This is a genomic window from Pseudomonas sp. RW3S2, assembly GCF_014268955.1.
Classification (GTDB): domain Bacteria; phylum Pseudomonadota; class Gammaproteobacteria; order Pseudomonadales; family Pseudomonadaceae; genus Aquipseudomonas; species Aquipseudomonas wayambapalatensis.
Map to the genome: position 1 here is coordinate 187,434 of NZ_JABWRM010000010.1, position 23,994 is coordinate 211,427.

The 23,994-nt window shown below is 59.2% G+C and carries 22 protein-coding genes and 1 pseudogene; 21 read left to right on the forward strand and 2 right to left on the reverse strand.

Annotated elements, in window-relative coordinates; all coding sequences use genetic code 11:
* Positions 1–6 precede the first annotated feature (6 nt).
* The 20 genes from rnpA to glmS all read left to right on the forward strand — a co-directional run bounded on the left by rnpA (position 7) and on the right by glmS (position 20,081).
* The gene (rnpA, locus tag HU748_RS16395) at positions 7–411 is read left to right on the forward strand and encodes a ribonuclease P protein component (RefSeq protein ID WP_081255180.1); all 405 of its coding nucleotides are present in this window, start codon (positions 7–9) and stop codon (positions 409–411) included.
* Positions 404–649 carry a membrane protein insertion efficiency factor YidD gene (gene yidD / locus HU748_RS16400; RefSeq protein ID WP_011536514.1) on the forward strand — a complete coding sequence of 82 codons (246 nt, stop codon included), beginning with the start codon at positions 404–406 and terminating at the stop codon, positions 647–649. The genes rnpA and yidD overlap by 8 nt, the downstream gene beginning before the upstream one ends.
* Positions 650–651: 2 nt before the next feature.
* Positions 652–2,334 (forward strand): membrane protein insertase YidC, encoded by a 1,683-nt coding sequence (yidC, locus tag HU748_RS16405; RefSeq protein WP_186709465.1) that lies wholly within the window; start codon positions 652–654, stop codon positions 2,332–2,334.
* Between the two features lie 86 nt (positions 2,335–2,420).
* Positions 2,421–3,791, forward strand: coding sequence for a tRNA uridine-5-carboxymethylaminomethyl(34) synthesis GTPase MnmE (gene mnmE, locus HU748_RS16410; protein WP_186670182.1), 1,371 nt, complete (start codon positions 2,421–2,423; stop codon positions 3,789–3,791).
* A gap of 509 nt (positions 3,792–4,300) precedes the next feature.
* The gene (mnmG, locus tag HU748_RS16415) at positions 4,301–6,193 is read left to right on the forward strand and encodes a tRNA uridine-5-carboxymethylaminomethyl(34) synthesis enzyme MnmG (RefSeq protein ID WP_065864648.1); all 1,893 of its coding nucleotides are present in this window, start codon (positions 4,301–4,303) and stop codon (positions 6,191–6,193) included.
* On the forward strand, positions 6,190–6,840 hold the full coding sequence (rsmG, locus tag HU748_RS16420) for a 16S rRNA (guanine(527)-N(7))-methyltransferase RsmG (RefSeq protein WP_186670178.1): 651 nt from the start codon (positions 6,190–6,192) through the stop codon (positions 6,838–6,840). Before mnmG ends, rsmG begins: the two co-directional genes overlap by 4 nt.
* Before the next feature lie 18 nt (positions 6,841–6,858).
* Positions 6,859–7,650, forward strand: coding sequence for a ParA family protein (locus HU748_RS16425; protein ID WP_063541904.1), 792 nt, complete (start codon positions 6,859–6,861; stop codon positions 7,648–7,650).
* Positions 7,651–7,659: 9 nt separating this feature from the next.
* Positions 7,660–8,532, forward strand: coding sequence for a ParB/RepB/Spo0J family partition protein (locus HU748_RS16430; RefSeq protein WP_054893011.1), 873 nt, complete (start codon positions 7,660–7,662; stop codon positions 8,530–8,532).
* Between the two features lie 149 nt (positions 8,533–8,681).
* Positions 8,682–9,089 carry a F0F1 ATP synthase subunit I gene (locus HU748_RS16435; protein WP_054893010.1) on the forward strand — a complete coding sequence of 136 codons (408 nt, stop codon included), beginning with the start codon at positions 8,682–8,684 and terminating at the stop codon, positions 9,087–9,089.
* Between the two features lie 16 nt (positions 9,090–9,105).
* Positions 9,106–9,975, forward strand: coding sequence for a F0F1 ATP synthase subunit A (gene atpB / locus HU748_RS16440; protein ID WP_054893009.1), 870 nt, complete (start codon positions 9,106–9,108; stop codon positions 9,973–9,975).
* 143 nt (positions 9,976–10,118) lie between these two features.
* Positions 10,119–10,376, forward strand: coding sequence for a F0F1 ATP synthase subunit C (gene atpE / locus HU748_RS16445; RefSeq protein WP_003097235.1), 258 nt, complete (start codon positions 10,119–10,121; stop codon positions 10,374–10,376).
* A 57-nt stretch (positions 10,377–10,433) separates the two neighbouring features.
* On the forward strand, positions 10,434–10,904 hold the full coding sequence (locus tag HU748_RS16450) for a F0F1 ATP synthase subunit B (RefSeq protein WP_054893008.1): 471 nt from the start codon (positions 10,434–10,436) through the stop codon (positions 10,902–10,904).
* A 12-nt stretch (positions 10,905–10,916) separates the two neighbouring features.
* Positions 10,917–11,453 (forward strand): F0F1 ATP synthase subunit delta, encoded by a 537-nt coding sequence (locus HU748_RS16455; RefSeq protein WP_054893007.1) that lies wholly within the window; start codon positions 10,917–10,919, stop codon positions 11,451–11,453.
* Positions 11,454–11,474: 21 nt separating this feature from the next.
* Complete coding sequence (gene atpA, locus HU748_RS16460; RefSeq protein ID WP_054893006.1) at positions 11,475–13,019, forward strand: F0F1 ATP synthase subunit alpha; 1,545 nt, start codon at positions 11,475–11,477, stop codon at positions 13,017–13,019.
* 48 nt (positions 13,020–13,067) lie between these two features.
* Positions 13,068–13,928: a F0F1 ATP synthase subunit gamma gene (gene atpG / locus HU748_RS16465; RefSeq protein WP_003253195.1), complete on the forward strand. Its 861-nt coding sequence runs from the start codon at positions 13,068–13,070 to the stop codon at positions 13,926–13,928.
* Positions 13,929–13,955: 27 nt separating this feature from the next.
* Positions 13,956–15,332, forward strand: a complete 1,377-nt coding sequence (atpD, locus tag HU748_RS16470) for a F0F1 ATP synthase subunit beta (RefSeq protein ID WP_186670175.1) — start codon at positions 13,956–13,958, stop codon at positions 15,330–15,332.
* 44 nt (positions 15,333–15,376) lie between these two features.
* Positions 15,377–15,796: a F0F1 ATP synthase subunit epsilon gene (locus HU748_RS16475; protein WP_054893003.1), complete on the forward strand. Its 420-nt coding sequence runs from the start codon at positions 15,377–15,379 to the stop codon at positions 15,794–15,796.
* Between the two features lie 121 nt (positions 15,797–15,917).
* A complete protein-coding gene (gene glmU, locus HU748_RS16480) occupies positions 15,918–17,285 on the forward strand; it encodes a bifunctional UDP-N-acetylglucosamine diphosphorylase/glucosamine-1-phosphate N-acetyltransferase GlmU (protein ID WP_186670173.1) in 1,368 nt (455 codons plus the stop codon).
* A gap of 181 nt (positions 17,286–17,466) precedes the next feature.
* Positions 17,467–18,243: a DeoR family transcriptional regulator gene (locus HU748_RS16485; RefSeq protein ID WP_063541896.1), complete on the forward strand. Its 777-nt coding sequence runs from the start codon at positions 17,467–17,469 to the stop codon at positions 18,241–18,243.
* A gap of 2 nt (positions 18,244–18,245) precedes the next feature.
* Positions 18,246–20,081, forward strand: coding sequence for a glutamine--fructose-6-phosphate transaminase (isomerizing) (glmS, locus tag HU748_RS16490; protein WP_186721138.1), 1,836 nt, complete (start codon positions 18,246–18,248; stop codon positions 20,079–20,081).
* 215 nt (positions 20,082–20,296) lie between these two features.
* Here glmS and HU748_RS16495 read toward each other — a convergent pair whose 3' ends face one another.
* Positions 20,297–21,094 (reverse strand): alpha/beta hydrolase, encoded by a 798-nt coding sequence (locus tag HU748_RS16495; RefSeq protein WP_202885231.1) that lies wholly within the window; start codon positions 21,092–21,094, stop codon positions 20,297–20,299.
* A gap of 165 nt (positions 21,095–21,259) precedes the next feature.
* Positions 21,260–21,459: pseudogene (locus HU748_RS16500) on the reverse strand (IS3 family transposase); the annotation flags it as partial.
* A gap of 250 nt (positions 21,460–21,709) precedes the next feature.
* Between HU748_RS16500 and HU748_RS26470 the strand changes: the two are divergent.
* A complete protein-coding gene (locus tag HU748_RS26470) occupies positions 21,710–23,983 on the forward strand; it encodes an S-type pyocin domain-containing protein (RefSeq protein WP_238343381.1) in 2,274 nt (757 codons plus the stop codon).
* Positions 23,984–23,994: the final 11 nt, after the last annotated feature.

The window sequence follows — 23,994 nt, forward strand, 5'->3', positions numbered from 1 at the left end:
GCACAGGTGGTGAGTCAGGACTTCAGTCGGGATAAGCGACTGCTTACACCCCGGCATTTCAAAGCAGTCTTCGACTCCCCAACCGGCAAGGTTCCAGGGAAAAGCCTGCTCATCCTTGCCCGCGAGAACGGCCTCGATCATCCACGCCTCGGCCTGGTGATCGGCAAGAAGAGCGTCAAGCTCGCCGTTCAACGCAACCGCCTCAAACGCCTGATGCGCGACTCATTCCGTCTGAACCAGCAAAGTCTGGCCGGGCTGGATATCGTGATCGTCGCGCGCAAGGGGTTGGGTGAGATAGAAAACCCAGAATTGCACCAACACTTTGGCAAACTCTGGAAGCGCCTGGCCCGCAGTCGGCCCTCTCCAGCGGTACCTGCCGATTCCGCACGGGTAGACAGTCACGATGCGTAAACTGGCCCTCGTTCCGATCCAGTTCTACCGTTACGCCATTAGTCCTCTGATGGCCAGTCACTGTCGTTTCTACCCCAGTTGCTCCTGTTACGCGTATGAAGCCATAGAAAACCATGGCCTCTTGCGTGGCGGGTGGCTTGCCGTTCGTCGCCTGGGTCGTTGTCATCCGTGGAATGATGGCGGTTTCGATCCCGTCCCGCCTGCTCCTTCCTCCCGAACTTCTTCGATAGCCGAGTAATCATGGATATTAAACGCACGATCCTGATCGTCGCCCTGGCAATCGTGTCCTACGTTCTGGTCCTCAAGTGGAACCAGGACTATGGTCAGGCAGCCCTGCCGACTCAGCATACTGCTGCCAGCAACGCTGCACCGGCTCTGCCGGACACCGTGCCGGCCGGCAATAACGGCGCCAGCGCCGATGTGCCGAGCGCCAATGCCGAAGCCAGCCCCGCTGAAATCGCGCCAGTCGCGCTCAGCAAGGACCTGATCCGGGTCAAGACCGATGTCCTGGACCTGGCTATCGACCCGGTCGGCGGTGACATCGTCCAGCTGACCTTGCCCAAGTACCCACGCCGTCAGGATCATCCGGACATCGCCTTCCAGTTGTTCGACAACGGCGGCGAGCGTGTCTATCTGGCGCAGAGCGGCCTGACCGGCGCGAATGGCCCGGACGCCCGTTCGAGCGGTCGTCCCCTGTACGCTGCCGACCAGAAGAGCTTCCAGCTGACCGACGGTCAGGACCAATTGGTGGTCGACCTCAAGTTCAGCGATAACGGCGTCAACTACATCAAGCGCTTCAGCTTCAAGCGCGGTGAGTACGACCTGACCGTCAGCTACCTGATCGACAACCAGAGCGGTGCAGCCTGGACCGGCAACATGTTTGCCCAGCTCAAGCGTGACGCCAGCTCCGATCCTTCCTCGAGCACCGCGACCGGTACCGCGACTTACCTGGGCGCTGCCCTGTGGACAAGTTCGGAGCCGTACAAGAAGGTGTCGATGAAGGACATCGACAAAGGTAATTTGAAAGAAAATGTGTCTGGCGGCTGGGTAGCATGGCTGCAGCACTACTTCGTGACCGCGTGGATTCCGGCCAAGTCGGACAACAACGTGGTCCAGACCCGCAAGGACAGCCAGGGCAACTACATCATCGGCTACACCGGCCCGGCGCTGAACGTGCCTGCCGGCGGCAAGGTCGAGACCAGCGCCACGCTGTACGCAGGTCCGAAGATCCAGTCCAAGCTCAAGGAGTTGTCCCCAGGCCTGGAGCTGACCGTCGACTACGGCTTCCTGTGGTTCATCGCTCAGCCGATCTTCTGGCTGCTGCAACATATCCACAGCCTGCTGGGTAACTGGGGCTGGTCGATCATCGTTCTGACCATGCTCATCAAGGGTCTGTTCTTCCCGCTGTCGGCTGCCAGCTACCGCTCGATGGCGCGCATGCGTGCCGTGGCGCCGAAACTGGCCCAGCTCAAGGAACGCTTCGGTGACGATCGCCAGAAGATGTCCCAGGCGATGATGGAGCTGTACAAGAAAGAGAAGATCAACCCGCTGGGCGGCTGCCTGCCGATCCTGGTGCAGATGCCAGTGTTCCTGGCCCTGTACTGGGTACTGCTGGAAAGCGTCGAGATGCGCCAGGCCCCGTGGATGCTGTGGATTACCGACCTGTCGATCAAGGATCCATTCTTCATCCTGCCGATCATCATGGGCGCCACCATGTTCATCCAGCAGCGTCTGAATCCGACCCCACCGGATCCGATGCAGGCGAAGGTCATGAAAATGATGCCAATCATCTTCACCTTCTTCTTCCTGTGGTTCCCGGCAGGTCTGGTGCTGTACTGGGTTGTGAACAACTGCCTGTCGATCACTCAGCAGTGGTACATCACCCGCCGTATCGAAGCAGCCACGAAAAAAGCGGCTGCTTGACAGGTTGACCCGTTAGCCTGTGAATAAAAACGCCCCTTCGTGGGGCGTTTTTGCTATCCGTCGTTTTGTCGTAGAGGCTTTCGAGCATGAACACCGTGCGTGAAACCATTGCCGCCATCGCCACCGCCCAGGGCCGCGGTGGCGTCGGTATCGTCCGCTTGTCCGGGCCACTGGCCAGCCAGGCCGGGCAGGCCATCACCGGCCGCACACTGACTCCGCGCCATGCCCACTACGGGCCATTTCGTGCCGACGGTGGTTTGGTCCTGGATGAAGGCATTGCGCTGTTCTTCCCTGGCCCCAACTCGTTCACTGGTGAAGACGTCCTGGAACTGCAGGGGCATGGAGGGCCGGTGGTGCTCGACATGCTGTTGCAGCGCTGTGTCGAGTTGGGTTGTCGTCTCGCCCGTCCTGGCGAGTTCAGCGAGCGGGCGTTCCTCAACGATAAACTCGACCTGGCCCAGGCCGAAGCGATCGCCGACCTGATCGAAGCCAGTTCCACCCAAGCCGCACGCAATGCGTTGCGCTCGCTGCAGGGGGCGTTTTCCAAGCGGGTGCATGCATTGACCGAAGCGCTGATCGCCCTGCGCATCTACGTTGAAGCGGCGATCGACTTCCCGGAGGAGGAAATCGACTTTCTCGCCGATGGCCATGTGCTGAAGATGCTGGAAGCCGTCCGGGACGACTTGTCCACAGTTCAGCGTGAGGCGGGGCAGGGGGCGTTGCTGCGTGACGGCATGACGGTGGTGATTGCAGGCCGTCCGAATGCCGGCAAATCGAGCCTGCTGAACCAATTGGCCGGACGCGAGGCGGCGATCGTCACCGACATCGCCGGCACCACCCGGGACATCCTGCGCGAACATATCCACATCGATGGCATGCCGTTGCACGTGGTGGATACCGCAGGTCTGCGCGATACCGACGATCATGTGGAAAAGATTGGCGTGGAACGCGCACTCAAGGCGATTGGCGAGGCAGACCGGGTACTGCTGGTGGTGGATTCCACTGCGCCCGAGGCCAACGATCCGTTCGCCTTGTGGCCGGAGTTCCTCGATCAACGGCCGGACCCTGCAAAAGTCACGCTGATTCGCAACAAGGCCGACCTGAGTGGCGAGAGCGTCGGTATCGAGCAGAGTGATGATGGCCACGTGACGATCACCCTCAGTGCGAAGGGCGACGCCACAGGCCTGGATCTGCTGCGTGATCACCTCAAGGCCTGCATGGGTTACGAACAGACTGCGGAAAGCAGCTTCAGTGCGCGCAGGCGGCATCTGGATGCACTGCGCCAGGCCAGCGCCCACCTCGATCATGGTCATGCCCAGCTGACACTCGCTGGTGCCGGTGAGTTGCTGGCAGAGGACCTGCGCCATGCTCAACAGGCCCTGGGAGAGATCACCGGCGCATTCAGCTCGGATGACCTGTTGGGAAGGATCTTCTCGAGTTTCTGTATCGGTAAATAATCCACAGCTCGGCAACACCAAGGCCGCTCCAGCCAGGAGCGGCTTTTTTTTGCCTGTCAGAAAGGTGGGCTTGCCCGCGAATCGATTACCCACTGTAGATCTCATCCACAGACCGAAAACCATCTCCAGGAGCCCTGTGGAAAACTGGCCTTCAGGTCCGTTGATAACCAGGCTTTTTTTCTGAGGACAATCCTGCCTGTGGGTAACACGTACTTTAATCCACAGGTTAAACGCCGTTATCCAGAACCCTCAACCCCCCTTCGACACAGGGTTATGATTCTCTGAAGGCAGCATGGATACTGGCCTCAATTAACTTATCCACATGTGGATAGCCGCCTAAGAATAAACATAAAAACAAAGCTTTTATAAATTTTTCCTTTTTGATTTCTATTGCCGCCATTCATCCACAGACTGGTCAAAATTTGCTCAGACGGTTTCACTAGAGCGGGTGAAGTCCCTATACTTGTCGGCTTACCTTCTCTATTCGCAAAACAGGCACGAGGTGCGTGGTGGATTTCCCTTCCCGTTTTGAAGTGATCGTCATCGGCGGCGGCCATGCCGGTACCGAGGCTGCGCTTGCGTCCGCACGCATGGGTGTGAAAACCCTGCTGCTGACCCATAACGTGGAAACCCTCGGTCACATGAGTTGCAACCCGGCCATCGGTGGTATCGGCAAGAGCCACCTGGTCAAGGAAATCGATGCACTCGGCGGCGCCATGGCGCTTGCCACCGACAAGAGCGGCATCCAGTTCCGCATCCTGAACAACCGCAAGGGCCCGGCTGTGCGCGCCACCCGTGCACAGGCCGACCGCGCCATCTACAAGGCCGTGGTCCGCGAGATCCTGGAAAACCAGCCGAACCTGTGGATATTCCAACAGTCCTGCGATGACCTGATCGTCGAGCAGGACCAGGTCAAGGGCGTGGTGACACAGATGGGCCTGCGCTTCTTCGCCGACTCTGTGGTGCTGACTACCGGCACCTTCCTCGGTGGACTTATCCACATCGGCCTGCAGAACTACTCCGGTGGTCGCGCCGGTGATCCTCCCGCCATTGCCCTGGCTCATCGTCTGCGTGAACTGCCGCTGCGCGTTGGCCGTTTGAAAACCGGCACGCCGCCCCGTATCGATGGCCGCTCGGTAGACTTCTCGGTGATGGGCGAACAACCCGGCGATACCCCGATCCCGGTGATGTCGTTCATGGGTAATGCGCAGATGCACCCGCGCCAGGTCAGCTGCTGGATTACCCACACCAACGCCCGCACCCACGAGATCATCGCCTCGAACCTCGACCGCTCGCCGATGTACTCCGGTGTGATCGAAGGCATCGGCCCGCGCTACTGCCCGTCGATCGAGGACAAGATCCATCGCTTCGCCGACAAGGAAAGCCATCAGGTATTCATCGAGCCGGAAGGCCTGAATACCCATGAGCTGTATCCCAACGGCATCTCGACTTCGCTGCCATTCGATGTGCAGTTGCAGATCGTCCGTTCGATCCGCGGCATGGAGAACGCGCACATCGTGCGTCCGGGTTACGCCATCGAGTACGACTACTTCGACCCGCGTGACCTCAAGTACAGCCTCGAGACCAAGGTCATCGGCGGCCTGTTCTTCGCTGGCCAGATCAACGGCACCACCGGCTACGAAGAAGCCGGCGCCCAGGGCCTGCTGGCCGGTACCAACGCCGCACTGCGTGCGCAGGGCCGCGAAAGCTGGTGTCCGCGCCGTGACGAGGCGTACATCGGCGTACTGGTCGACGACCTGATTACCCTGGGCACCCAGGAGCCTTACCGCATGTTCACCTCGCGTGCCGAATACCGGCTGATCCTGCGCGAAGACAACGCTGATCTGCGCCTGACCGAGAAAGGCCGCGAGCTGGGGTTGGTCGACGATGAGCGCTGGGCCGCCTTCACCGCCAAGCGCGAAGGCATCGAGCGCGAAGAACAGCGCATGAAGAGCACCTGGATCCGCCCGGGCACGCCGCAAGGCCAAGCCGTTGTGGATAAGTTCGGTACACCGCTGGCCCACGAGTACAACCTGCTCAACCTGCTGGCGCGCCCCGAGATCGACTACGCCGGGCTGATCGAAGCCACGGGCGGTGATGTCATCGATCCCCAGGTGGCCGAACAGGTCGAGATCAAGACCAAGTACGCCGGCTACATCGATCGCCAGCAGGACGAGATCGCCCGTCTGCGCGCCAGCGAAGACACTCGCCTGCCTGTGGATATCGACTACGCTGGCATTTCCGGGTTGTCCAAGGAAATCCAGAGCAAGCTCGGCCAGACCCGTCCGGAAACCCTCGGCCAGGCTTCCCGTATTCCCGGCGTTACCCCGGCGGCAATTTCTCTGTTGCTGATTCACCTGAAAAAACGCGGCGCTGGCCGCGAATTGGAGCAAAGCGCTTGAGTTCCCTGGTCACCCCGCAACATGCCGAAGAGTTGTCCACAGGTGCGCGCCAGCTCGGAGTCGAGCTGAGTGCGCAGCAGCACGAACTGCTGCTTGGGTACCTGGCCCTGTTGATCAAATGGAACAAGGCCTACAACCTGACCGCAGTGCGCGATCCGGACGAGATGGTGTCGCGTCATCTGCTCGACAGCCTCAGCGTCATGCCGTTTATCCACAGCGACACGCAACGCTGGCTGGATGTTGGCAGCGGCGGCGGCATGCCGGGTATCCCGCTGGCTATCCTGCATCCGCACAAGCAGGTGACGGTACTGGACAGCAACGGCAAGAAGACCCGCTTCCTGACGCAGGTGAAGATGGAGCTGAAACTCGACAACCTGACGGTTATCCACAGCCGTGTGGAAGAGGTTCAGCCCGAGCAACCGTTCTGCGGCATCATCTCCCGGGCGTTCAGCAGCATGGAGAATTTCACCAACTGGACCCGCCACCTGGGTGACGCCCGTACGCAATGGCTTGCAATGAAGGGGCTGCATCCTGCCGATGAACTGGTAGCATTGCCCGCAGACTTCACAGTGGAAAGCGAGCAGGCCCTGACCGTTCCAGGTTGCCAGGGCCAGCGCCATCTGCTGATACTGCGCCGCAAGGCTTGACTGGGAACACACGCAACAATGGCTAAGGTATTCGCAATCGCGAACCAGAAGGGTGGTGTCGGCAAGACCACCACCTGCATCAATCTCGCCGCATCGCTGGCCGCGACCAAGCGTCGCGTGCTGCTGATCGACCTCGATCCACAGGGCAATGCCACCATGGGCAGCGGTGTGGACAAGCACGAGCTCGAGCACTCGGTGTACGACCTGTTGATCGGGGAATGCGACCTGGCCCAGGCCATGCAGTACTCCGAGCACGGCGGCTTCCAGCTGTTGCCCGCCAACCGTGACCTCACCGCCGCAGAGGTGGTGCTGCTGGAAATGCAGATGAAGGAGAGCCGCCTGCGCAACGCGCTGGCGCCTATCCGCGACAACTACGACTACATCCTCATCGACTGCCCGCCTTCGTTGTCGATGCTGACGCTGAACGCCTTGGTCGCTTCCGATGGCGTGATTATCCCCATGCAGTGCGAGTACTACGCGCTGGAAGGCCTGAGCGACCTTGTGGATAACATCAAGCGCATCGCTGCCCGGTTGAACCCGGAGCTGAAGATCGAAGGCCTGCTGAGAACCATGTACGACCCGCGCCTGAGCCTGAACAACGATGTTTCGGCCCAGCTCAAGGAGCATTTCGGCGATCAGCTCTACGACACCGTGATACCGCGCAACATTCGCCTGGCCGAGGCTCCGAGCTTCGGTATGCCGGCGCTGGCCTACGACAAGCAATCACGTGGTGCGCTCGCCTACCTGGCCCTGGCTGGGGAACTGGTGCGCCGTCAGCGCCGTCAATCCCGCACTGCACAAACAACTTAAGGAATCCGCATGGCCATCAAGAAACGCGGTCTCGGACGTGGGTTGGATGCACTGCTCAGTGGTCCTTCCGTCAGCGCGCTCGAAGAGCAGGCTGTCACGGTCGACCAGAAGGAACTGCAGCGCCTGCCGGTCGAACTGATCCAGCGTGGCAAGTACCAACCTCGCCGTGACATGGACCCGGAGGCGCTGGAGGAGCTGGCGCATTCGATCCGCAATCATGGCGTGATGCAGCCGATCGTGGTTCGCCCGATTGGCGAAGGCCGCTACGAAATCATCGCCGGTGAGCGTCGCTGGCGCGCCACCCAGCAGGCAGGCCTGGACACTATCCCGGCCATGGTCCGCGAGGTGCCGGACGAAGCCGCCATCGCCATGGCGCTGATCGAAAACATCCAGCGCGAGGATCTCAACCCGCTGGAAGAAGCCCTTGCCCTGCAGCGGTTGCAGCAGGAGTTCGAGCTGACCCAGCAACAGGTGGCCGATGCCGTGGGCAAGTCGCGTGTCACCGTGGCCAACCTGCTGCGCCTGATCAGCCTTCCTGAGGCGATCAAGACCATGCTCGCCCACGGCGACCTGGAAATGGGCCATGCGCGCGCCTTGCTGGGGCTCGAGGAGAGCCGGCAGGAAGAAGGGGCGCGACATGTTGTCGCACGAGGCCTCACCGTGCGCCAAACCGAGGCACTGGTCCGTCAGTGGCTCAACGGCAAGCCTGAGCCGGTGGAATCGAGCAAACCTGATCCGGATATCGCCCGGCTGGAACAGCGGCTGGCAGAGCGCCTGGGCTCATCGGTGCAGATTCGCCATGGCGACAAGGGCAAGGGCCAGCTGGTCATCCGCTACAACTCCCTCGACGAGCTTCAGGGTGTACTTGCTCACATCCGCTGAAACAATTCCCGTTGTAGCGCGCAGTCGGAAATCACTACCCAAGAGTTGAATAGGGGTTAATCCACCCCTATACTCTGCGCGCATTTTGTCGGCACAAATTATGCCAAGTCATAGCTGACTGGGCAGTCGACTTTCGAGGAGCAGTTTTGATGGAAATCCGCACGCCAAACCGCCTGCCTTTCCATCGCTGGGCGGTTTTCCCGGTACTGCTGGCTCAATTTGGGGTGTTATTGCTGGCAACGTTGGTGTTGTGGCAGTGGCAGGGCAAGGTCAGCGGTTATTCGGGCCTCTGTGGAGGTTTGATCGGCTGGCTGCCCAACGTGTATTTCGCCTGGAAGGCTTTTCGCTTCAGCGGAGCCCGGGCGGCGCAGGCCATCGTCAAGTCGTTCTACGCAGGCGAGGCAGGCAAATTGATTTTGACGGCAGTGCTGTTCGCACTGACCTTTGCAGGAGTGAAGCCACTGGCGCCGTTAGCAGTATTCGGCGTCTTCCTGCTGACTCTCACGGTCAGCTGGTTCGCGCCACTGCTGATGAATAAAAGACTTTCGAGACCTTAGGGCGTTTGAGGCAACCATGGCAGCAGAAACCGCTTCGGGCTATATCCAGCACCACTTGCAGAACCTGACCTACGGTCAACTACCAGACGGCAGCTGGGGCCTGGCCCATTCGGCTGCCGAAGCCAAGGCAATGGGCTTCTGGGCATTCCACCTGGACACCCTGGGCTGGTCCGTTGCACTGGGTCTGATCTTCCTGTTCATCTTCCGCATGGCGGCCAAGAAGGCGACCTCCGGTCAGCCTGGTGCCCTGCAGAACTTCGTCGAAGTACTGGTCGACTTCGTTCACGGCAGCGTGAAGGACTCGTTCCACGGTCGTAGCCCGGTCATCGCACCGTTGGCCCTGACCATCTTCGTCTGGGTGTTCCTGATGAACGCCATCGACCTGGTACCGGTCGACTGGATTCCGCAGCTGGCGATCCTGATCTCGGGCGATCCGCACATTCCGTTCCGCGCCGTATCGACCACCGACCCGAACGCCACCCTGGGCATGGCCCTGAGCGTGTTCGCGCTGATCATCTTCTACAGCATCAAGGTCAAGGGCATCGGCGGCTTCATCGGCGAGCTCACGCTCCACCCGTTCGGCAGCAAGAACATCTTCGTGCAGATCCTGCTGATCCCGGTGAACTTCCTGCTGGAATTCGTCACCCTGATCGCCAAACCGATCTCCCTGGCACTGCGTCTGTTCGGCAACATGTATGCCGGCGAGCTGGTGTTCATCCTGATCGCCGTGATGTTCGGCACCGGCATCCTCTGGCTGAGCGGCCTGGGTGTGGTGCTGCAATGGGCGTGGGCCGTGTTCCACATCCTGATCATCACTCTGCAAGCATTCATCTTCATGATGCTCACCATCGTCTACCTGTCGATGGCGCACGAAGATAACCATTAAGACCGCCTGGCGTGTCTGATAGTCTTCCCCGCCTGTTCGGGGGGAAGACTGAAAAAGTCCGCAAGGGCAGTTGTTTCAAACGATTTGTTTTACCGCTTCAATTAAAAAACCTAACCAATACGACGTAAAAGTCGGGAGGAAAGATGGAAACTGTAGTTGGTCTGACCGCTATCGCTGTTGCTCTGCTGATCGGCCTGGGTGCTCTGGGTACCGCCATTGGTTTCGGCCTGCTGGGCGGCAAGTTCCTGGAAGGCGCTGCTCGTCAGCCTGAGATGGTTCCGATGCTGCAGGTCAAAATGTTCATCGTTGCCGGTCTGCTCGACGCCGTAACCATGATCGGTGTTGGTATCGCTCTGTTCTTCACCTTCGCGAATCCCTTCGTTGGTCAGATCGCCGGCTAATCACTCGTTTCTACGAGTTGATTGGTGTGATGGACAAAGACCGAGCGAGGTGTTGGCGTGAACATTAATGCAACCCTGATTGGCCAATCCGTTGCTTTTCTGATTTTTGTGCTGTTCTGCATGAAGTATGTATGGCCTCCGGTCATCACTGCTCTGCACGAGCGCCAAAAGAAGATTGCCGACGGCTTGGACGCTGCCAACCGCGCAGCTCGCGACCTGGAGCTGGCCCAAGAGAAAGCGGGTCAGCAACTGCGTGAAGCAAAAGCACAGGCAGCCGAAATCATTGAGCAAAGCAAGAAACGCGCTGCTCAGCTTGTCGAGGAAGCCCGTGATCAGGCTCGCGTCGAAGCTGACCGTGTGAAGGCTCAGGCTCAAGCCGAGATCGAACAGGAACTCAACAGCATCAAAGACGCCCTGCGTGCCCAAGTGGGTGCCCTGGCCGTTGGCGGCGCTGAAAAGATCCTTGGCGCCACAATCGATCAAAACGCGCATGCGGAGCTGGTTAACAAACTGGCCGCTGAAATTTAAGCGAGGGCGATCATGGCAGAACTGACCACGTTGGCCCGACCTTACGCTAAGGCAGCTTTCGAGCACGCCCAGGCCCAGCAGCAACTGGCCAATTGGTCAGCCATGCTCGGCCTGGCTGCTGCGGTGTCGGAAGACGGCACCATGCAGCGCCTGCTCAAGGCCCCGCAACTGACTAGCGCAGAAAAGGCCGCCGCATTCATTGAAGTGTGCGGTGACAAGTTCGATGTACAGGCACAGAATTTCATTCATGTTGCCGCGGAAAACGACCGTCTCCTGCTTCTGCCGGAGATCGCCGCTCTGTTCGACCTGTACAAGGCCGAGCAAGAGAAATCCGTGGACGTGGAAGTCACCAGTGCTTTTGCGTTGAACCAAGAACAGCAAGACAAACTCGCCAAGGTTCTCAGTGCACGGCTCAGCCGGGAAGTGCGCCTGCACGCGTCGGAGGATGCCAGCCTGATCGGCGGCGTCGTCATCCGCGCCGGCGACCTGGTAATCGATGGCTCGGTTCGCGGCAAGATCGCGAAACTGGCCGAAGCATTGAAATCTTGAGTTTGAAGGGGCAGCAGAGCAATGCAGCAACTCAATCCTTCCGAAATTAGTGAAATCATCAAGGGTCGCATCGAGAAACTCGATGTCGGCTCCCAAGCCCGTAACGAAGGTACCGTTGTTTCGGTATCCGACGGTATCGTGCGGATCCACGGTCTGGCCGACGTCATGTACGGCGAAATGATCGAGTTCCCTGGCAGCGTATTCGGCATGGCACTGAACCTGGAGCAAGACTCCGTAGGTGCAGTGATCCTGGGTGCCTATGACACCCTCGCCGAAGGCATGAGCGCCAAGTGCACCGGCCGCATCCTGGAAGTTCCGGTTGGTAAGGAACTGCTGGGTCGCGTCGTTGACGCACTGGGCAACCCGATCGACGGTAAAGGTCCTCTGGGCAACACTCAGACCGACGCGGTCGAGAAAGTGGCTCCAGGCGTGATCTGGCGTAAGTCGGTAGACCAGCCTGTACAGACTGGCTACAAGTCCGTCGACGCCATGATCCCAGTCGGCCGTGGCCAGCGTGAGCTGATCATCGGTGACCGCCAGATCGGCAAGACCGCCATGGCCATCGACGCCATCATCAACCAGAAAGACTCCGGTATTTTCTGTGTTTATGTTGCTGTCGGCCAAAAGCGTTCCACCGTTGCCAACATCGTTCGCAAGCTGGAAGAAGCCGGCGCCCTGGCCAACACCATCGTGGTCGTTGCCAGTGCTTCGGAATCCGCCGCACTGCAGTTCCTGGCGCCATACGCCGGCTGCACCATGGGCGAGTTCTTCCGTGACCGCGGTGAAGACGCCCTGATCGTCTACGATGACCTGTCCAAGCAGGCTGTTGCCTACCGTCAGATCTCCCTGCTGCTGCGCCGTCCACCAGGACGTGAAGCGTACCCAGGCGACGTGTTCTATCTCCACTCCCGTCTGCTGGAGCGTGCATCGCGCGTTTCGGAAGAGTATGTCGAGAAGTTCACCAACGGCGCAGTGACTGGCAAGACCGGTTCCCTGACCGCCCTGCCGATCATCGAAACCCAGGCTGGCGACGTTTCCGCGTTCGTTCCGACCAACGTGATCTCGATCACCGACGGTCAGATCTTCCTGGAATCGGCCATGTTCAACTCGGGCATCCGTCCTGCAGTGAACGCCGGTGTTTCGGTATCCCGTGTAGGTGGTGCCGCTCAGACCAAGATCATCAAGAAGCTGTCCGGCGGTATCCGTACCGCACTGGCTCAGTACCGTGAACTGGCTGCATTCGCCCAGTTCGCTTCGGATCTGGACGAGGCTACCCGCAAGCAGCTGGAGCATGGTCAGCGCGTTACCGAGCTGATGAAGCAGAAGCAGTACGCGCCAATGTCGATCGCTGACATGGCTCTGTCGCTGTACGCCGCTGAGCGTGGTTTCCTGACTGACGTAGAAGTCTCCAAGGTCGGCAGCTTCGAGCAAGCGCTGATCGCCTACTTCCACCGTGATCACGCCGAGCTGTTGGCCAAGATCAACGTGAAAGGTGACTTCAACGACGAAATCGACGCTGGCATGAAAGCCGGTATCGAGAAGTTCAAGGCCACCCAGACCTGGTAAGCCGCAGCGGGGGCTCCGGCCCCCGCTTGCTAACCTGATAGGTGATACATGGCAGGCGCAAAAGAGATTCGCAGTAAGATTGCGAGCATCAAAAGCACGCAAAAAATTACCAGCGCCATGGAGAAAGTGGCGGTCAGCAAAATGCGCAAGGCACAAATGCGCATGGCTGCTAGCCGTCCTTACGCGGAGCGTATCCGCCAGGTGATCGGTCATCTGGCCAACGCCAACCCGGAATACCGCCACCCGTTCATGATCGAGCGCCCTGTAAAGCGCGCCGGTTATATCGTGGTGAGCAGTGACCGTGGTCTGTGCGGTGGCTTGAATACCAACCTGTTCAAGGCCCTGGTCAAGGACATGAGCGCAAACCGCGAACAGGGCGTGGAAATCGACCTGTGCGTGATCGGCAGCAAGGGTGCGACTTTCTTCCGCATCTTTGGCGGCAACGTCGTAGCCGCGATCAGCCACCTGGGCGAAGAGCCATCGATCAACGATCTGATCGGCTCCGTCAAAGTGATGCTGGACGCCTACCTCGATGGCCGTATCGATCGCCTCTCGGTGGTTTCGAACAAGTTCATCAACACCATGACCCAAAAACCGACGGTCGAGCAATTGGTACCGTTGGTGGCAACCCCGGATCAGGATCTCAAGCATCACTGGGATTACCTGTACGAACCCGACGCAAAAGAGCTGCTGGACGGCTTGATGGTGCGTTACGTGGAGTCGCAGGTGTACCAGGCGGTGGTCGAGAACAACGCTGCTGAACAAGCGGCCCGGATGATCGCCATGAAGAACGCCACAGACAACGCCGGTGATTTGATCAAAGAGCTGCAATTGATCTACAACAAGGCGCGTCAGGCTGCGATCACCCAGGAGATCTCGGAAATCGTCGGCGGCGCTGCCGCGGTTTAACGGTTCAAAAATTCAGAGGATCCAGCTATGAGTAGCGGACGTATCGTTCAAATCATCGGCGCCGTCATCGACGTGGAATTCCCACGTGACGTCGTGCCGAGTGTTTACAACGCGCTGAAAGTACAAGGCGCGGAAACCACCCTGGAAGTTCAGCAGCAGCTGGGCGACGGCGTGGTTCGTACCATTGCGATGGGCTCGACCGAAGGCCTGAAGCGCGGTCTGGACGTCGTCGATACCGGCGCGGCCATCTCCGTTCCAGTTGGTAAGGCCACTCTGGGCCGTATCATGGACGTCCTCGGCAACCCGATCGACGAAGCCGGCCCGATCGGCGAAGAAGAGCGTCGCGGTATCCACCAGCCAGCGCCTTCCTTCGCTGACCAGGCAGGCGGCAACGACCTGCTGGAAACCGGCATCAAGGTTATCGACCTGGTTTGCCCGTTCGCCAAGGGTGGTAAGGTTGGTCTGTTCGGTGGTGCCGGTGTCGGCAAGACCGTAAACATGATGGAACTGATCCGTAACATCGCCATGGAACACAGCGGTTACTCCGTGTTCGCTGGTGTGGGTGAGCGTACTCGTGAGGGTAACGACTTCTACCACGAGATGAAGGACTCCAACGTTCTCGACAAGGTAGCGCTGGTCTACGGTCAGATGAACGAGCCACCAGGAAACCGTCTGCGCGTTGCGCTGACCGGCCTGACCATGGCTGAGAAGTTCCGTGACGAAGGTAACGACGTTCTGCTGTTCGTCGACAACATCTATCGTTACACCCTGGCCGGTACTGAAGTATCCGCACTGCTGGGCCGTATGCCTTCGGCAGTAGGTTACCAGCCGACCCTGGCTGAAGAGATGGGCGTTCTGCAAGAGCGCATCACTTCGACCAAGGAAGGTTCGATCACCTCCGTTCAGGCCGTATACGTACCTGCGGACGACCTGACCGACCCGTCGCCAGCGACCACCTTCGCCCACTTGGACGCCACCGTCGTTCTGTCCCGTGACATCGCCTCCCTGGGTATCTACCCAGCGGTAGACCCACTGGATTCGACTTCGCGCCAGCTGGACCCGAACGTGATCGGCACCGAGCACTACGAGACCGCTCGTGGCGTTCAGTATGTTCTGCAGCGCTACAAAGAGCTGAAGGACATCATCGCGATCCTGGGTATGGACGAACTGTCCGAAGCCGACAAGCAACTGGTTGCCCGCGCTCGTAAGATCCAGCGCTTCCTGTCGCAGCCGTTCTTCGTGGCCGAAGTCTTCACCGGCTCGCCAGGCAAGTACGTTCCGCTCAAGGACACCATCGCTGGCTTCAGCGGCATCCTCAAAGGTGACTACGACCACCTGCCAGAACAAGCGTTCTACATGGTCGGCAGCATCGACGAAGCGATCGAGAAAGCCAAGAAACTGTAATCCCGGCGCCCCGCAAGGGGCGCTAATCAGGTTGAGGCAAGCAGATGGCTATGACAGTCCATTGCGACATCGTCAGCGCAGAGGGAGAGATCTTCTCCGGCCTGGTCGAGATGGTAGTAGCGCACGGCAACCTGGGCGATCTGGGTATCGCTCCAGGCCACGCGCCGCTGATCACCAATCTCAAGCCGGGTCCGATCACGCTGACCAAGCAGGGTGGCACTCAAGAGGTGTTCTACATCTCCGGTGGCTTCCTCGAAGTGCAGCCGAACATGGTCAAGGTTCTCGCCGACACCGTGCAACGTGCTGCCGACCTGGACGAAGCTCAGGCTCAGGAAGCCCTCAAGGCTGCCGAGAACGCGCTGAACACTAAAGGCTCGGACTTCGACTACGGCGCTGCTGCCGCACGTCTGGCCGAGGCTGCAGCTCAGCTGCGTACTGTCCAGCAATTGCGCAAGGGCAAGTGATCCGGTCCTCCCGGTAACCTGCGTTGCGATTGAGTTAAAGGGTAGCCTCGGCTACCCTTTTTCTTTTCCGAATTTTCGCTTTCGGTCACATCCCTGACCACCCAGGATTGGTAGCCAGTCAATGTCCCTCGATATCGTTATTCTCGCCGCAGGCCAAGGCACCCGTATGCGCTCCTCGCTGCCCAAGGTGCTGCACCCGGTTGCTGGTAATTCCATGCTTGGCCATGTTATCCACAGCGCGCGACAGTTGCAGCCAAAGGGCATCCATGTGGTCATCGGCCATGGTGCAGAGCTGGTGCGTGAACGCTTGGCGGCTGACGACCTGAATTTCGTCATGCAGGACAAGCAGCTTGGCACCGGCCATGCCGTCGCCCAGGCACTGCCGGCGATCACCGCCGATACCGTGCTGGTGCTCTATGGCGACGTGCCATTGATCGAGGTGGGCACGCTCGAGCGGCTTCTGGCCAAGGTCAATGAACAGCAACTCGGCCTGCTGACCGTCACCCTGCAGGATCCAACCGGTTACGGCCGCATCGTGCGTGATGCCCAAGGTCAGGTTGCGGCCATCGTCGAGCACAAGGACGCCAGTGATGCACAGCGAGCGATCAAGGAAGGCAACACGGGCATCCTCGCGATGCCGGCCGCGCGTCTGGCAGACTGGATGGGGCGTCTGTCCAACAACAACGCCCAGGGCGAGTACTACCTCACCGACGTGATCGCCATGGCCGTGGCCGATGGCCTGGTGGTTGCCACCGAACAGCCCCATGACGCGATGGAAGTGCAGGGCGCCAACGACCGTCTGCAACTGTCCGAGCTCGAGCGTCATTACCAGTTGCGCGAAGGACGCCGACTGATGGCCCAGGGCGTGACCCTGCGTGATCCCGCGCGCTTCGACGTGCGTGGCGAGGTGATCGTGGGGCGCGATGTGCTGATCGACATCAACGTCATTCTCGAAGGCAAGGTGGTCATCGAAGACGATGTGCAGATCGGCCCGAACTGCGTGATCAAGAACAGCACCCTGCGCAAGGGCGCCGTGATCAAGGCTAACAGCCACATCGAAGGTGCGGTGATGGGCGAGGGCAGCGATGCCGGCCCGTTCGCTCGCCTGCGCCCAGGCAGCGTACTGGAAGCCAAGGCCCATGTGGGTAACTTCGTCGAGCTGAAGAACGCCCGTCTGGGCGAAGGCGCCAAGGCCGGTCACCTGACTTATCTGGGCGACGCCGAGATCGGTGCGCGCACCAATATCGGCGCGGGTACCATCACCTGCAACTACGATGGCGCGAACAAGTTCAAGACCGTCCTAGGCGAAGATGTGTTCATCGGCTCGAACAACTCGCTGGTTGCGCCTGTGGAAATCAAGGACGGCGCCACCACTGCGGCGGGCTCGACCATCAACCAGTCGGTCGAAGCCGCTCAGTTGGCAGTAGCCCGCGCGCGTCAGCGCAACATCGATGGCTGGAAACGGCCAGAGAAGATCAAGAAAAGCTGAGTTATCCACAGACGTTTCGATCGAAAGCCGACTTATGTGAGTAAGTCGGCTTTTTTATTGCCGGACAAGCCCGCTCCCACAGGGAGTAGCGTTGCCAGGTAAGTCTATTCGCTGCTTGACGAATCCTTTATCTTAGGTTTTGATTGCAACCATTATCTTTCGAACCGAAACTTACAAGCTCATGTCGAAACGAAATACCCCCCAGCGCCGCCACAATATCCTGGCCTTGCTCGCCGAGCAGGGCGAGGTGAGTGTGGACGCGTTGGCCAAGCGTTTCGAAACTTCGGAAGTGACCATCCGCAAGGATCTCGCCGCACTGGAAGCCAACGGCCTGCTGCTGCGTCGCTACGGCGGCGCGGTGCCCGTCCCGCAGGAGATGCTTGGCGAAGCCGCTCAGCCCGTTTCCAGCTACAAGAAAGCCATCGCCCGAGCCGCTGTCGGACGCATCCGTGAGCACGCACGCATCATCATCGACAGTGGCAGTACCACCGCCGCGATGATCCCGGAACTGGGCCGCCAGCCCGGTCTGGTCGTGATGACCAACTCCCTGAACGTGGCCCGTGCCATCAGTGAGCTCGAGCACGAACCGGTGCTGCTGATGACCGGCGGCACCTGGGACCCGCATTCCGAGTCATTCCAGGGCCAGGTCGCCGAGCAGGTACTACGCTCATACGATTTCGACCAGTTGTTCATCGGTGCCGACGGCATCGACCTGAACCGCGGCACCACCACTTTCAACGAACTGCTCGGCCTGAGCCGGGTGATGGCGGAAGTGGCCCGGGAAGTGATCGTGATGGTCGAATCGGACAAGGTCGGACGCAAGATCCCCAACCTCGAGCTGCCCTGGAGCAGCGTTACCACCCTTATTACAGATGATCGCCTGCCCGCAGCGGCACGCGAACAGATTCAAGCCCGCGGCATCAACCTGATCTGCGCCGCGATCAGCCAGGAGCAATGACCATGTGTGGAATCGTCGGTGCAGTCGCCGAGCGCAATATCACCTCCATCCTCATCGAGGGCCTCAAGCGCCTGGAATACCGCGGTTACGACAGCGCGGGCCTGGCCGTCATCACCCAGCAGGGCGAGCTCGATCGTCGTCGCCGCATCGGCAAGGTGAGCGAGCTGGAAGCCGCGGTGACTGCCGAGCCACTCAACGGTCACCTGGGCATCGCCCACACCCGCTGGGCAACCCACGGCGCGCCGACCGAGCACAATGCCCACCCGCATTTCTCCGGCCAGGAAGTGGCCGTGGTGCACAACGGCATCATCGAGAACCACGAGGAACTGCGTGAAGAGCTCAAGGGCCTGGGCTATGTATTCACCTCGCAGACCGACACCGAGGTGATCGTTCACCTGATCCACCACACCCTCAAGAGCATTCCCGACCTGACCGACGCGTTCAAGGCGGTGGTCAAGCGCCTGCACGGTGCCTATGGCTTGTCGGTGATCAGCGTCAAGCAGCCCGACCGCCTGGTGGCCGCGCGCAGCGGCAGCCCGTTGGTGATCGGTCTTGGCCATGGCGAGAACTTCCTCGCCTCCGACCAGTTGGCCCTGCGCCAGGTCACCGACCGTTTCATGTACCTGGAAGAAGGCGATATCGCCGAAATCCGCCGCGACCAGGTGAGCATCTGGGACCAGGCCGGCAGCAAGGTGCAACGCGAGACCGTGCAGTACCACGAAGGCGCCGAGGCGGCCGACAAGGGCGCCTATCGCCACTTCATGCTCAAGGAAATCCACGAGCAGCCGTCGGTGGTGCAGCGTACCCTCGAAGGCCGTCTGGGCAAGGATCACGTGATGGTCCAGGCGTTCGGTCCACAGGCTGCCGAGCTGTTCGCCAAGGTGCGCAATGTACAGATCGTCGCCTGCGGCACCAGCTATCATGCGGGCATGGTCGCCCGTTACTGGCTGGAAAGCCTGGCGGGTATTCCGTGCCAGGTCGAAGTCGCCAGTGAGTTCCGCTATCGCAAGGTGGTGGTGCAGCCGGACACCTTGTTCGTTTCCATCTCCCAGTCGGGCGAAACCGCCGACACCCTGGCCGCGCTGCGCAACGCCAAGGAGCTGGGTTTCCTTGGCAGCCTGGCGATCTGCAACGTTGGCATCAGCTCGCTGGTGCGTGAATCCGACCTGACCCTGCTGACCCTGGCCGGCCCGGAAATCGGCGTTGCTTCGACCAAGGCCTTCACCACCCAGCTGGTCTCGCTGATGCTGCTGACCCTCGCCCTGGGTCAGGTACGCGGTAGTCTCGAAGCGGGTGTCGAAGCCGAGCTGATCGAGGAACTGCGCCGCCTGCCGACGCGTCTGGGCGAAGCCCTGGCGATGGACAGTGTGGTCGAGAAGACCGCCGAACTGTTCGCCGACAAGCACCACACCCTGTTCCTCGGCCGTGGCGCCCAGTACCCGGTGGCGATGGAAGGTGCGCTCAAGCTCAAGGAGATCTCCTACATCCACGCCGAGGCGTACCCCGCTGGCGAGCTCAAGCACGGCCCGCTGGCGCTGGTCGATGCCGACATGCCGGTGGTCACTGTTGCGCCGAACAACGAGCTGCTGGAAAAGCTCAAGTCGAACCTGCAGGAAGTCCGCGCGCGTGGCGGCGAGCTGGTGGTGTTCGCCGATGAGCAGTCGGGCATGGGCAACGGCGAAGGCACCCACGTGATCAAGGTGCCGCACATCATCGATGCCTTGGCACCGATCCTGTACACCATCCCGCTGCAGCTGCTTTCGTACTACGTGGCCGTGCTCAAAGGCACTGACGTCGACCAGCCGCGTAACCTGGCCAAGTCGGTGACGGTGGAGTAAGCGGTTGCGCTGAGCAGAGGGTGGTTTTGCGAAGCTATATGGGCCGCTGACACGGCCCATATAGCACTACCAATGTCTATCCACGCTCCTGCCTGCTGATTCCACAGGTAATCCGTTCGATGTGATTACTGCGTTTTCACAAAGCCTGGGCCCATTGCGGACAATCCGGCCTCACCCGAATATGTCCGCTTGCAGCCTTCCTCCAGTCATTCATGTCAAATGGCGCTGCGTTTCAAGAACGCCTCGATAATGCTTGCGAAATGTGGCGGGCACTCCTGCATCGGATAATGACCGCAGTTAGGAATCACGTGCAGCTCTGCGTTCGGATGCCATGCGAGAAAAGTACGCGTCATTGCCTCCGAATCCAGTCCGGGATCCTTATCACCGATGATGACCAAATAGGGTGTTTCAAGGCCCCGAACGTCATCGACGAAGTTCGCCGTGATCAGCATTTCGAGGTATCGCGCCCGGCAAGCAGGTGCGACCGTGTCGCGACTTTGTCGGACCTTGCGATTAGCCCAACCATCGGAAAGACCTCCAGTGACGAATTTGAACAAGCGCCGAAGCGCATCGTCGTCTTCTATCGTGCTTGCAAAGAAAGCTAGAGCGTCCGGACTCAAGCGATTGCCAGCGGCAGAAACGGGACACACCGCGATCGCGCTCGTGACGCGCGATGGCGTATCAGCAGCAATGCGTTGCGTGATCATCCCGGTCATTGAGTGGCCAACTACGTGAAAGCTCGTCCAACCGAGATGGTCGGCGAGCATGAGGCAGTCGGTGGCAATTTCCTCTACCGTGAATTCGCCCGACAATTCAATCGATCGCCCGTAGCCACGCAAATCAACGAAAATATAGGTGAACGCCTGGTCGTCAAGCCAGGGCATGAGAGCGTCGTAGCTGGAGTGGTCGCCTAGCCAGTCATGCATGACCAGCACGTGAATCGGGCCGTTGCCGTATGGCACATATCCCAAGATGGCGTCAGATGCGGAGCGAGCTTCAAAGGGTGCTTTCATTCTATGGTTCCTGTGTGATTGGCGGAACCAAAACAAAACGCCCTCCCGGCGAACCGAGAGGGCGTTTTCAAAGTAATTTGATGCTATCAATCTCCTGAACATGGATCAATAGGAGGCGAACTCGCCTACGGATGCATGGCCGGAGTGCGGACATCAAGCGCCCCATCGCTCCGTCGGCGCATTCCCCCCACAGTTGCCTCGGCGGATCATGCTCTGGCGCATGCGTTAGAGCCACAGCCTCTGGCGGAACTGGCGGCCTCCATGCTGCGATCCCTCGTCGGTAGTCCTTGACGCTTTTCGCGTTGTTCGTAAGCCACATCCAGCGCTTTGACCACGAGGTCTCCATCCGGCTTTTCTGATAAAGCCGCAGCCCGCGTACGCCCCAACCCTCGATCGCGATACCCGCGACCTCGGCCCAGCAGCCCACCTGTCGAAAGACGCACGAGGCGGTGATGCCGGAGCTGACCTTGTTCAGTTCACATTTTGCAATTGATTCCTATTTCGTAAATTACTGTTCATCTATACAGTGCTCTGGTGGCTTGCTTCACCTCACATCCCGAATGCGCAGGAAGGCGAACCGCTCATTTCATCGAACACGAGTTATGGAGCGACATCATGGTACAAGGACCTATTGAATTACCCGCAACGCCTGTTACAGCCCCTGGAATTGACCCCCCTATTGGTGAGCCAGTCTATCTCGGACCAAAATTTGTTGGTGAGCTCAGCGTTCCCATCAACATCCCTGGGCTACCGTCAGTAAATTTTGGCCCGATTACAAGTCAGGCGCAGTTCCGAAGCGCTATGTCGGCTTACCTGACTTCGGTTTATGAGAAAGAAACAAAACGCATTAATGAACAATATCTGGCAAGCGTTGCTGTTTTAGCATCCACGCTACAAAAAGAGCTTGATACCGCGCGAGGGGGGACGTACGCAGGTGACTCTACCTCTGTCGAAATTTTGCTTAGAGAAATAAATTTGCGCGAAAGCGCGGCGAACCAAAAAACTATCCAACGTCAAACTCAGCAAACGAAGGCAAACAGCTTTTACTCTGCAGATTTTTCAAGCAAGGGGCGTGTTGATTTCATCCGGACTGTGACGGACCTCGCCATCAGTGGCAACGTAGCAGTGAATGTCATTCCCAGATGGCAGGAGTCTCTGGCTGCGACATATCAGGCCCGCTATCTTGGCGACCAGATCTCTCTGCTCAATGCTCAGGCGGCGACGTTGCGCCAACAGTTGGCCGTCGCTCAAGCTGCACAACGAGAAGCACAAGCCGTTATTCAGTCAATCAGCAGTGAGCTATCAGCCATTACGGCACCTGCGCAACAGCACCTGGCTACGCAAAGACAAACGCTGGAAAGTCAGTTTTCCGACTCATCGACTCTGACCCATGCTGAACGACAAGCCGCTACGCAGGCTGTCCAACAGTCGGTTCAGCAAAGTGATCAGCAGATTGATGCCCTTGCTGCAGCGGCCAGTAGTCAAATCAATGCGAACGAACTCGCTCAGATCAGTCAATCAGTAAAAGCACAGGCGAACCTCCTCGCCTCAACGTTCACGGACGTGGCAAATCAGCTAGTGGCTGACGCCGATACGCTTATCGCTTCTCAACGCAATACGATCATTCAAGCAAGTAGTAACGCAGCTAGCCTAGTTAACGCTCGCATGGTCGAACTCATTGCACAAGTTCAGGCGAACCCAACACATGCAGCCGCCGCTGCAGCCCGGCAGAGCCTACAGCAAACAGCGAACAGCACTTATGCCATCGTAACTAACCAGGTTGACCAGGCTTCCCTTGCCGACAGCGCTAAACGACAACAAGTGATTGCTGGCATCCAGACTGCCCGAACTAACGCTCAGACGCAGTTACAGGGTGTGGCTGCTCTCACTCAGAATGCAATCGTCCAGGCGGCCAACACCTACCGATTTGCAGGCAGTGCTGCCGTGCTGAGCGTACCCGGACAAGGCGCAGTGCCTTTGGCCGAAGCAACTCTTGCCGCTCTGCGCCAAGGGATCGCGAGTGCGATCACCGCATTGAGCGGGATCGCTTCTGCTACGGTCGGCGCTCCTTTTGCGGCAGGGCTTGCCGCCTTGGTGTACCCCAGTTCCACGGCCAGTCAAGCTCAAGACCAGACTCCAGCTCGTTTTCGCTATGGTATGGGAGTCGAAGTCCGAGATCTTGGTATTGCGCCGGGCGCCAATCTCAATGCTATCGCTGCTGCACAGGGTAAAGTCGAGTTGGCCTATCGATTGGCCAACGAAACACGCGGGGATGGTCGCTCTTACATTTTGGTCGTCGCTGCCGATGGGATCAACGTAACAAAGAACGTACCCGTCCGGGCGGCCACATTGGATCCGCAGACTGGGCGCTACACAATTGCAGTACCAAGCCTGGTGCCTGACCAGCCTCCTGTCACTCTAACTTGGACGCCAGGTCGCGCGCCCGGCGAACAGCCCTCAACAACCACTACACCCGCGGCGACACAGACTGTGCCAATCTACACAGGGGTAGAGCTACAGCCGCTTGAGATTGAGGCGCTGCCGTACCCGGGTGAAGTGCTGGATGCCAATGACCTGATCATCACATTCCCGATAGACTCGGGAATCGAGCCGGTCTATTTGATGTTCAGTACTCCGGGATATCATCAGGCACCTGATGATTTGATTGCGTTTCCTGATGCAAAACCGGTGAAGGCTAAAAGTAGCGTTCGTGGTGGCGGTAAACTCAGAAGCCGTTGGATGGATAGTAAGGGCAGGATTTATGAGTGGGATAGTCAGCACGGAAGAGTTGAGTTGTATAATAAACAAGGCAAGCATTTAGGAGAGTTTGACTCTGTATCTGGTAATCAAACAAAACCGGCTGTCCCTGGTCGAACTACCCCAAAGTGAGGAGTCGTTAT

What these genes read in the sequence shown, in the direction of transcription:
- yidD (WP_011536514.1), top strand. Translation starts at nt 404, where the DNA reads ATGCGTAAACTGGCCCTCGTTCCGATCCAGTTCTACCGTTACGCCATT.
- yidC (WP_186709465.1), top strand. Translation starts at nt 652, where the DNA reads ATGGATATTAAACGCACGATCCTGATCGTCGCCCTGGCAATCGTGTCC.
- mnmE (WP_186670182.1), top strand. Translation starts at nt 2,421, where the DNA reads ATGAACACCGTGCGTGAAACCATTGCCGCCATCGCCACCGCCCAGGGC.
- HU748_RS16425 (WP_063541904.1), top strand. Translation starts at nt 6,859, where the DNA reads ATGGCTAAGGTATTCGCAATCGCGAACCAGAAGGGTGGTGTCGGCAAG.
- HU748_RS16430 (WP_054893011.1), top strand. Translation starts at nt 7,660, where the DNA reads ATGGCCATCAAGAAACGCGGTCTCGGACGTGGGTTGGATGCACTGCTC.
- HU748_RS16435 (WP_054893010.1), top strand. Translation starts at nt 8,682, where the DNA reads ATGGAAATCCGCACGCCAAACCGCCTGCCTTTCCATCGCTGGGCGGTT.
- atpB (WP_054893009.1), top strand. Translation starts at nt 9,106, where the DNA reads ATGGCAGCAGAAACCGCTTCGGGCTATATCCAGCACCACTTGCAGAAC.
- atpE (WP_003097235.1), top strand. Translation starts at nt 10,119, where the DNA reads ATGGAAACTGTAGTTGGTCTGACCGCTATCGCTGTTGCTCTGCTGATC.
- HU748_RS16455 (WP_054893007.1), top strand. Translation starts at nt 10,917, where the DNA reads ATGGCAGAACTGACCACGTTGGCCCGACCTTACGCTAAGGCAGCTTTC.
- atpA (WP_054893006.1), top strand. Translation starts at nt 11,475, where the DNA reads ATGCAGCAACTCAATCCTTCCGAAATTAGTGAAATCATCAAGGGTCGC.
- atpG (WP_003253195.1), top strand. Translation starts at nt 13,068, where the DNA reads ATGGCAGGCGCAAAAGAGATTCGCAGTAAGATTGCGAGCATCAAAAGC.
- atpD (WP_186670175.1), top strand. Translation starts at nt 13,956, where the DNA reads ATGAGTAGCGGACGTATCGTTCAAATCATCGGCGCCGTCATCGACGTG.
- HU748_RS16475 (WP_054893003.1), top strand. Translation starts at nt 15,377, where the DNA reads ATGGCTATGACAGTCCATTGCGACATCGTCAGCGCAGAGGGAGAGATC.
- glmU (WP_186670173.1), top strand. Translation starts at nt 15,918, where the DNA reads ATGTCCCTCGATATCGTTATTCTCGCCGCAGGCCAAGGCACCCGTATG.
- HU748_RS16485 (WP_063541896.1), top strand. Translation starts at nt 17,467, where the DNA reads ATGTCGAAACGAAATACCCCCCAGCGCCGCCACAATATCCTGGCCTTG.
- glmS (WP_186721138.1), top strand. Translation starts at nt 18,246, where the DNA reads ATGTGTGGAATCGTCGGTGCAGTCGCCGAGCGCAATATCACCTCCATC.
- HU748_RS16495 (WP_202885231.1), bottom strand. Translation starts at nt 21,094, where the DNA reads ATGAAAGCACCCTTTGAAGCTCGCTCCGCATCTGACGCCATCTTGGGA.
- HU748_RS26470 (WP_238343381.1), top strand. Translation starts at nt 21,710, where the DNA reads ATGGTACAAGGACCTATTGAATTACCCGCAACGCCTGTTACAGCCCCT.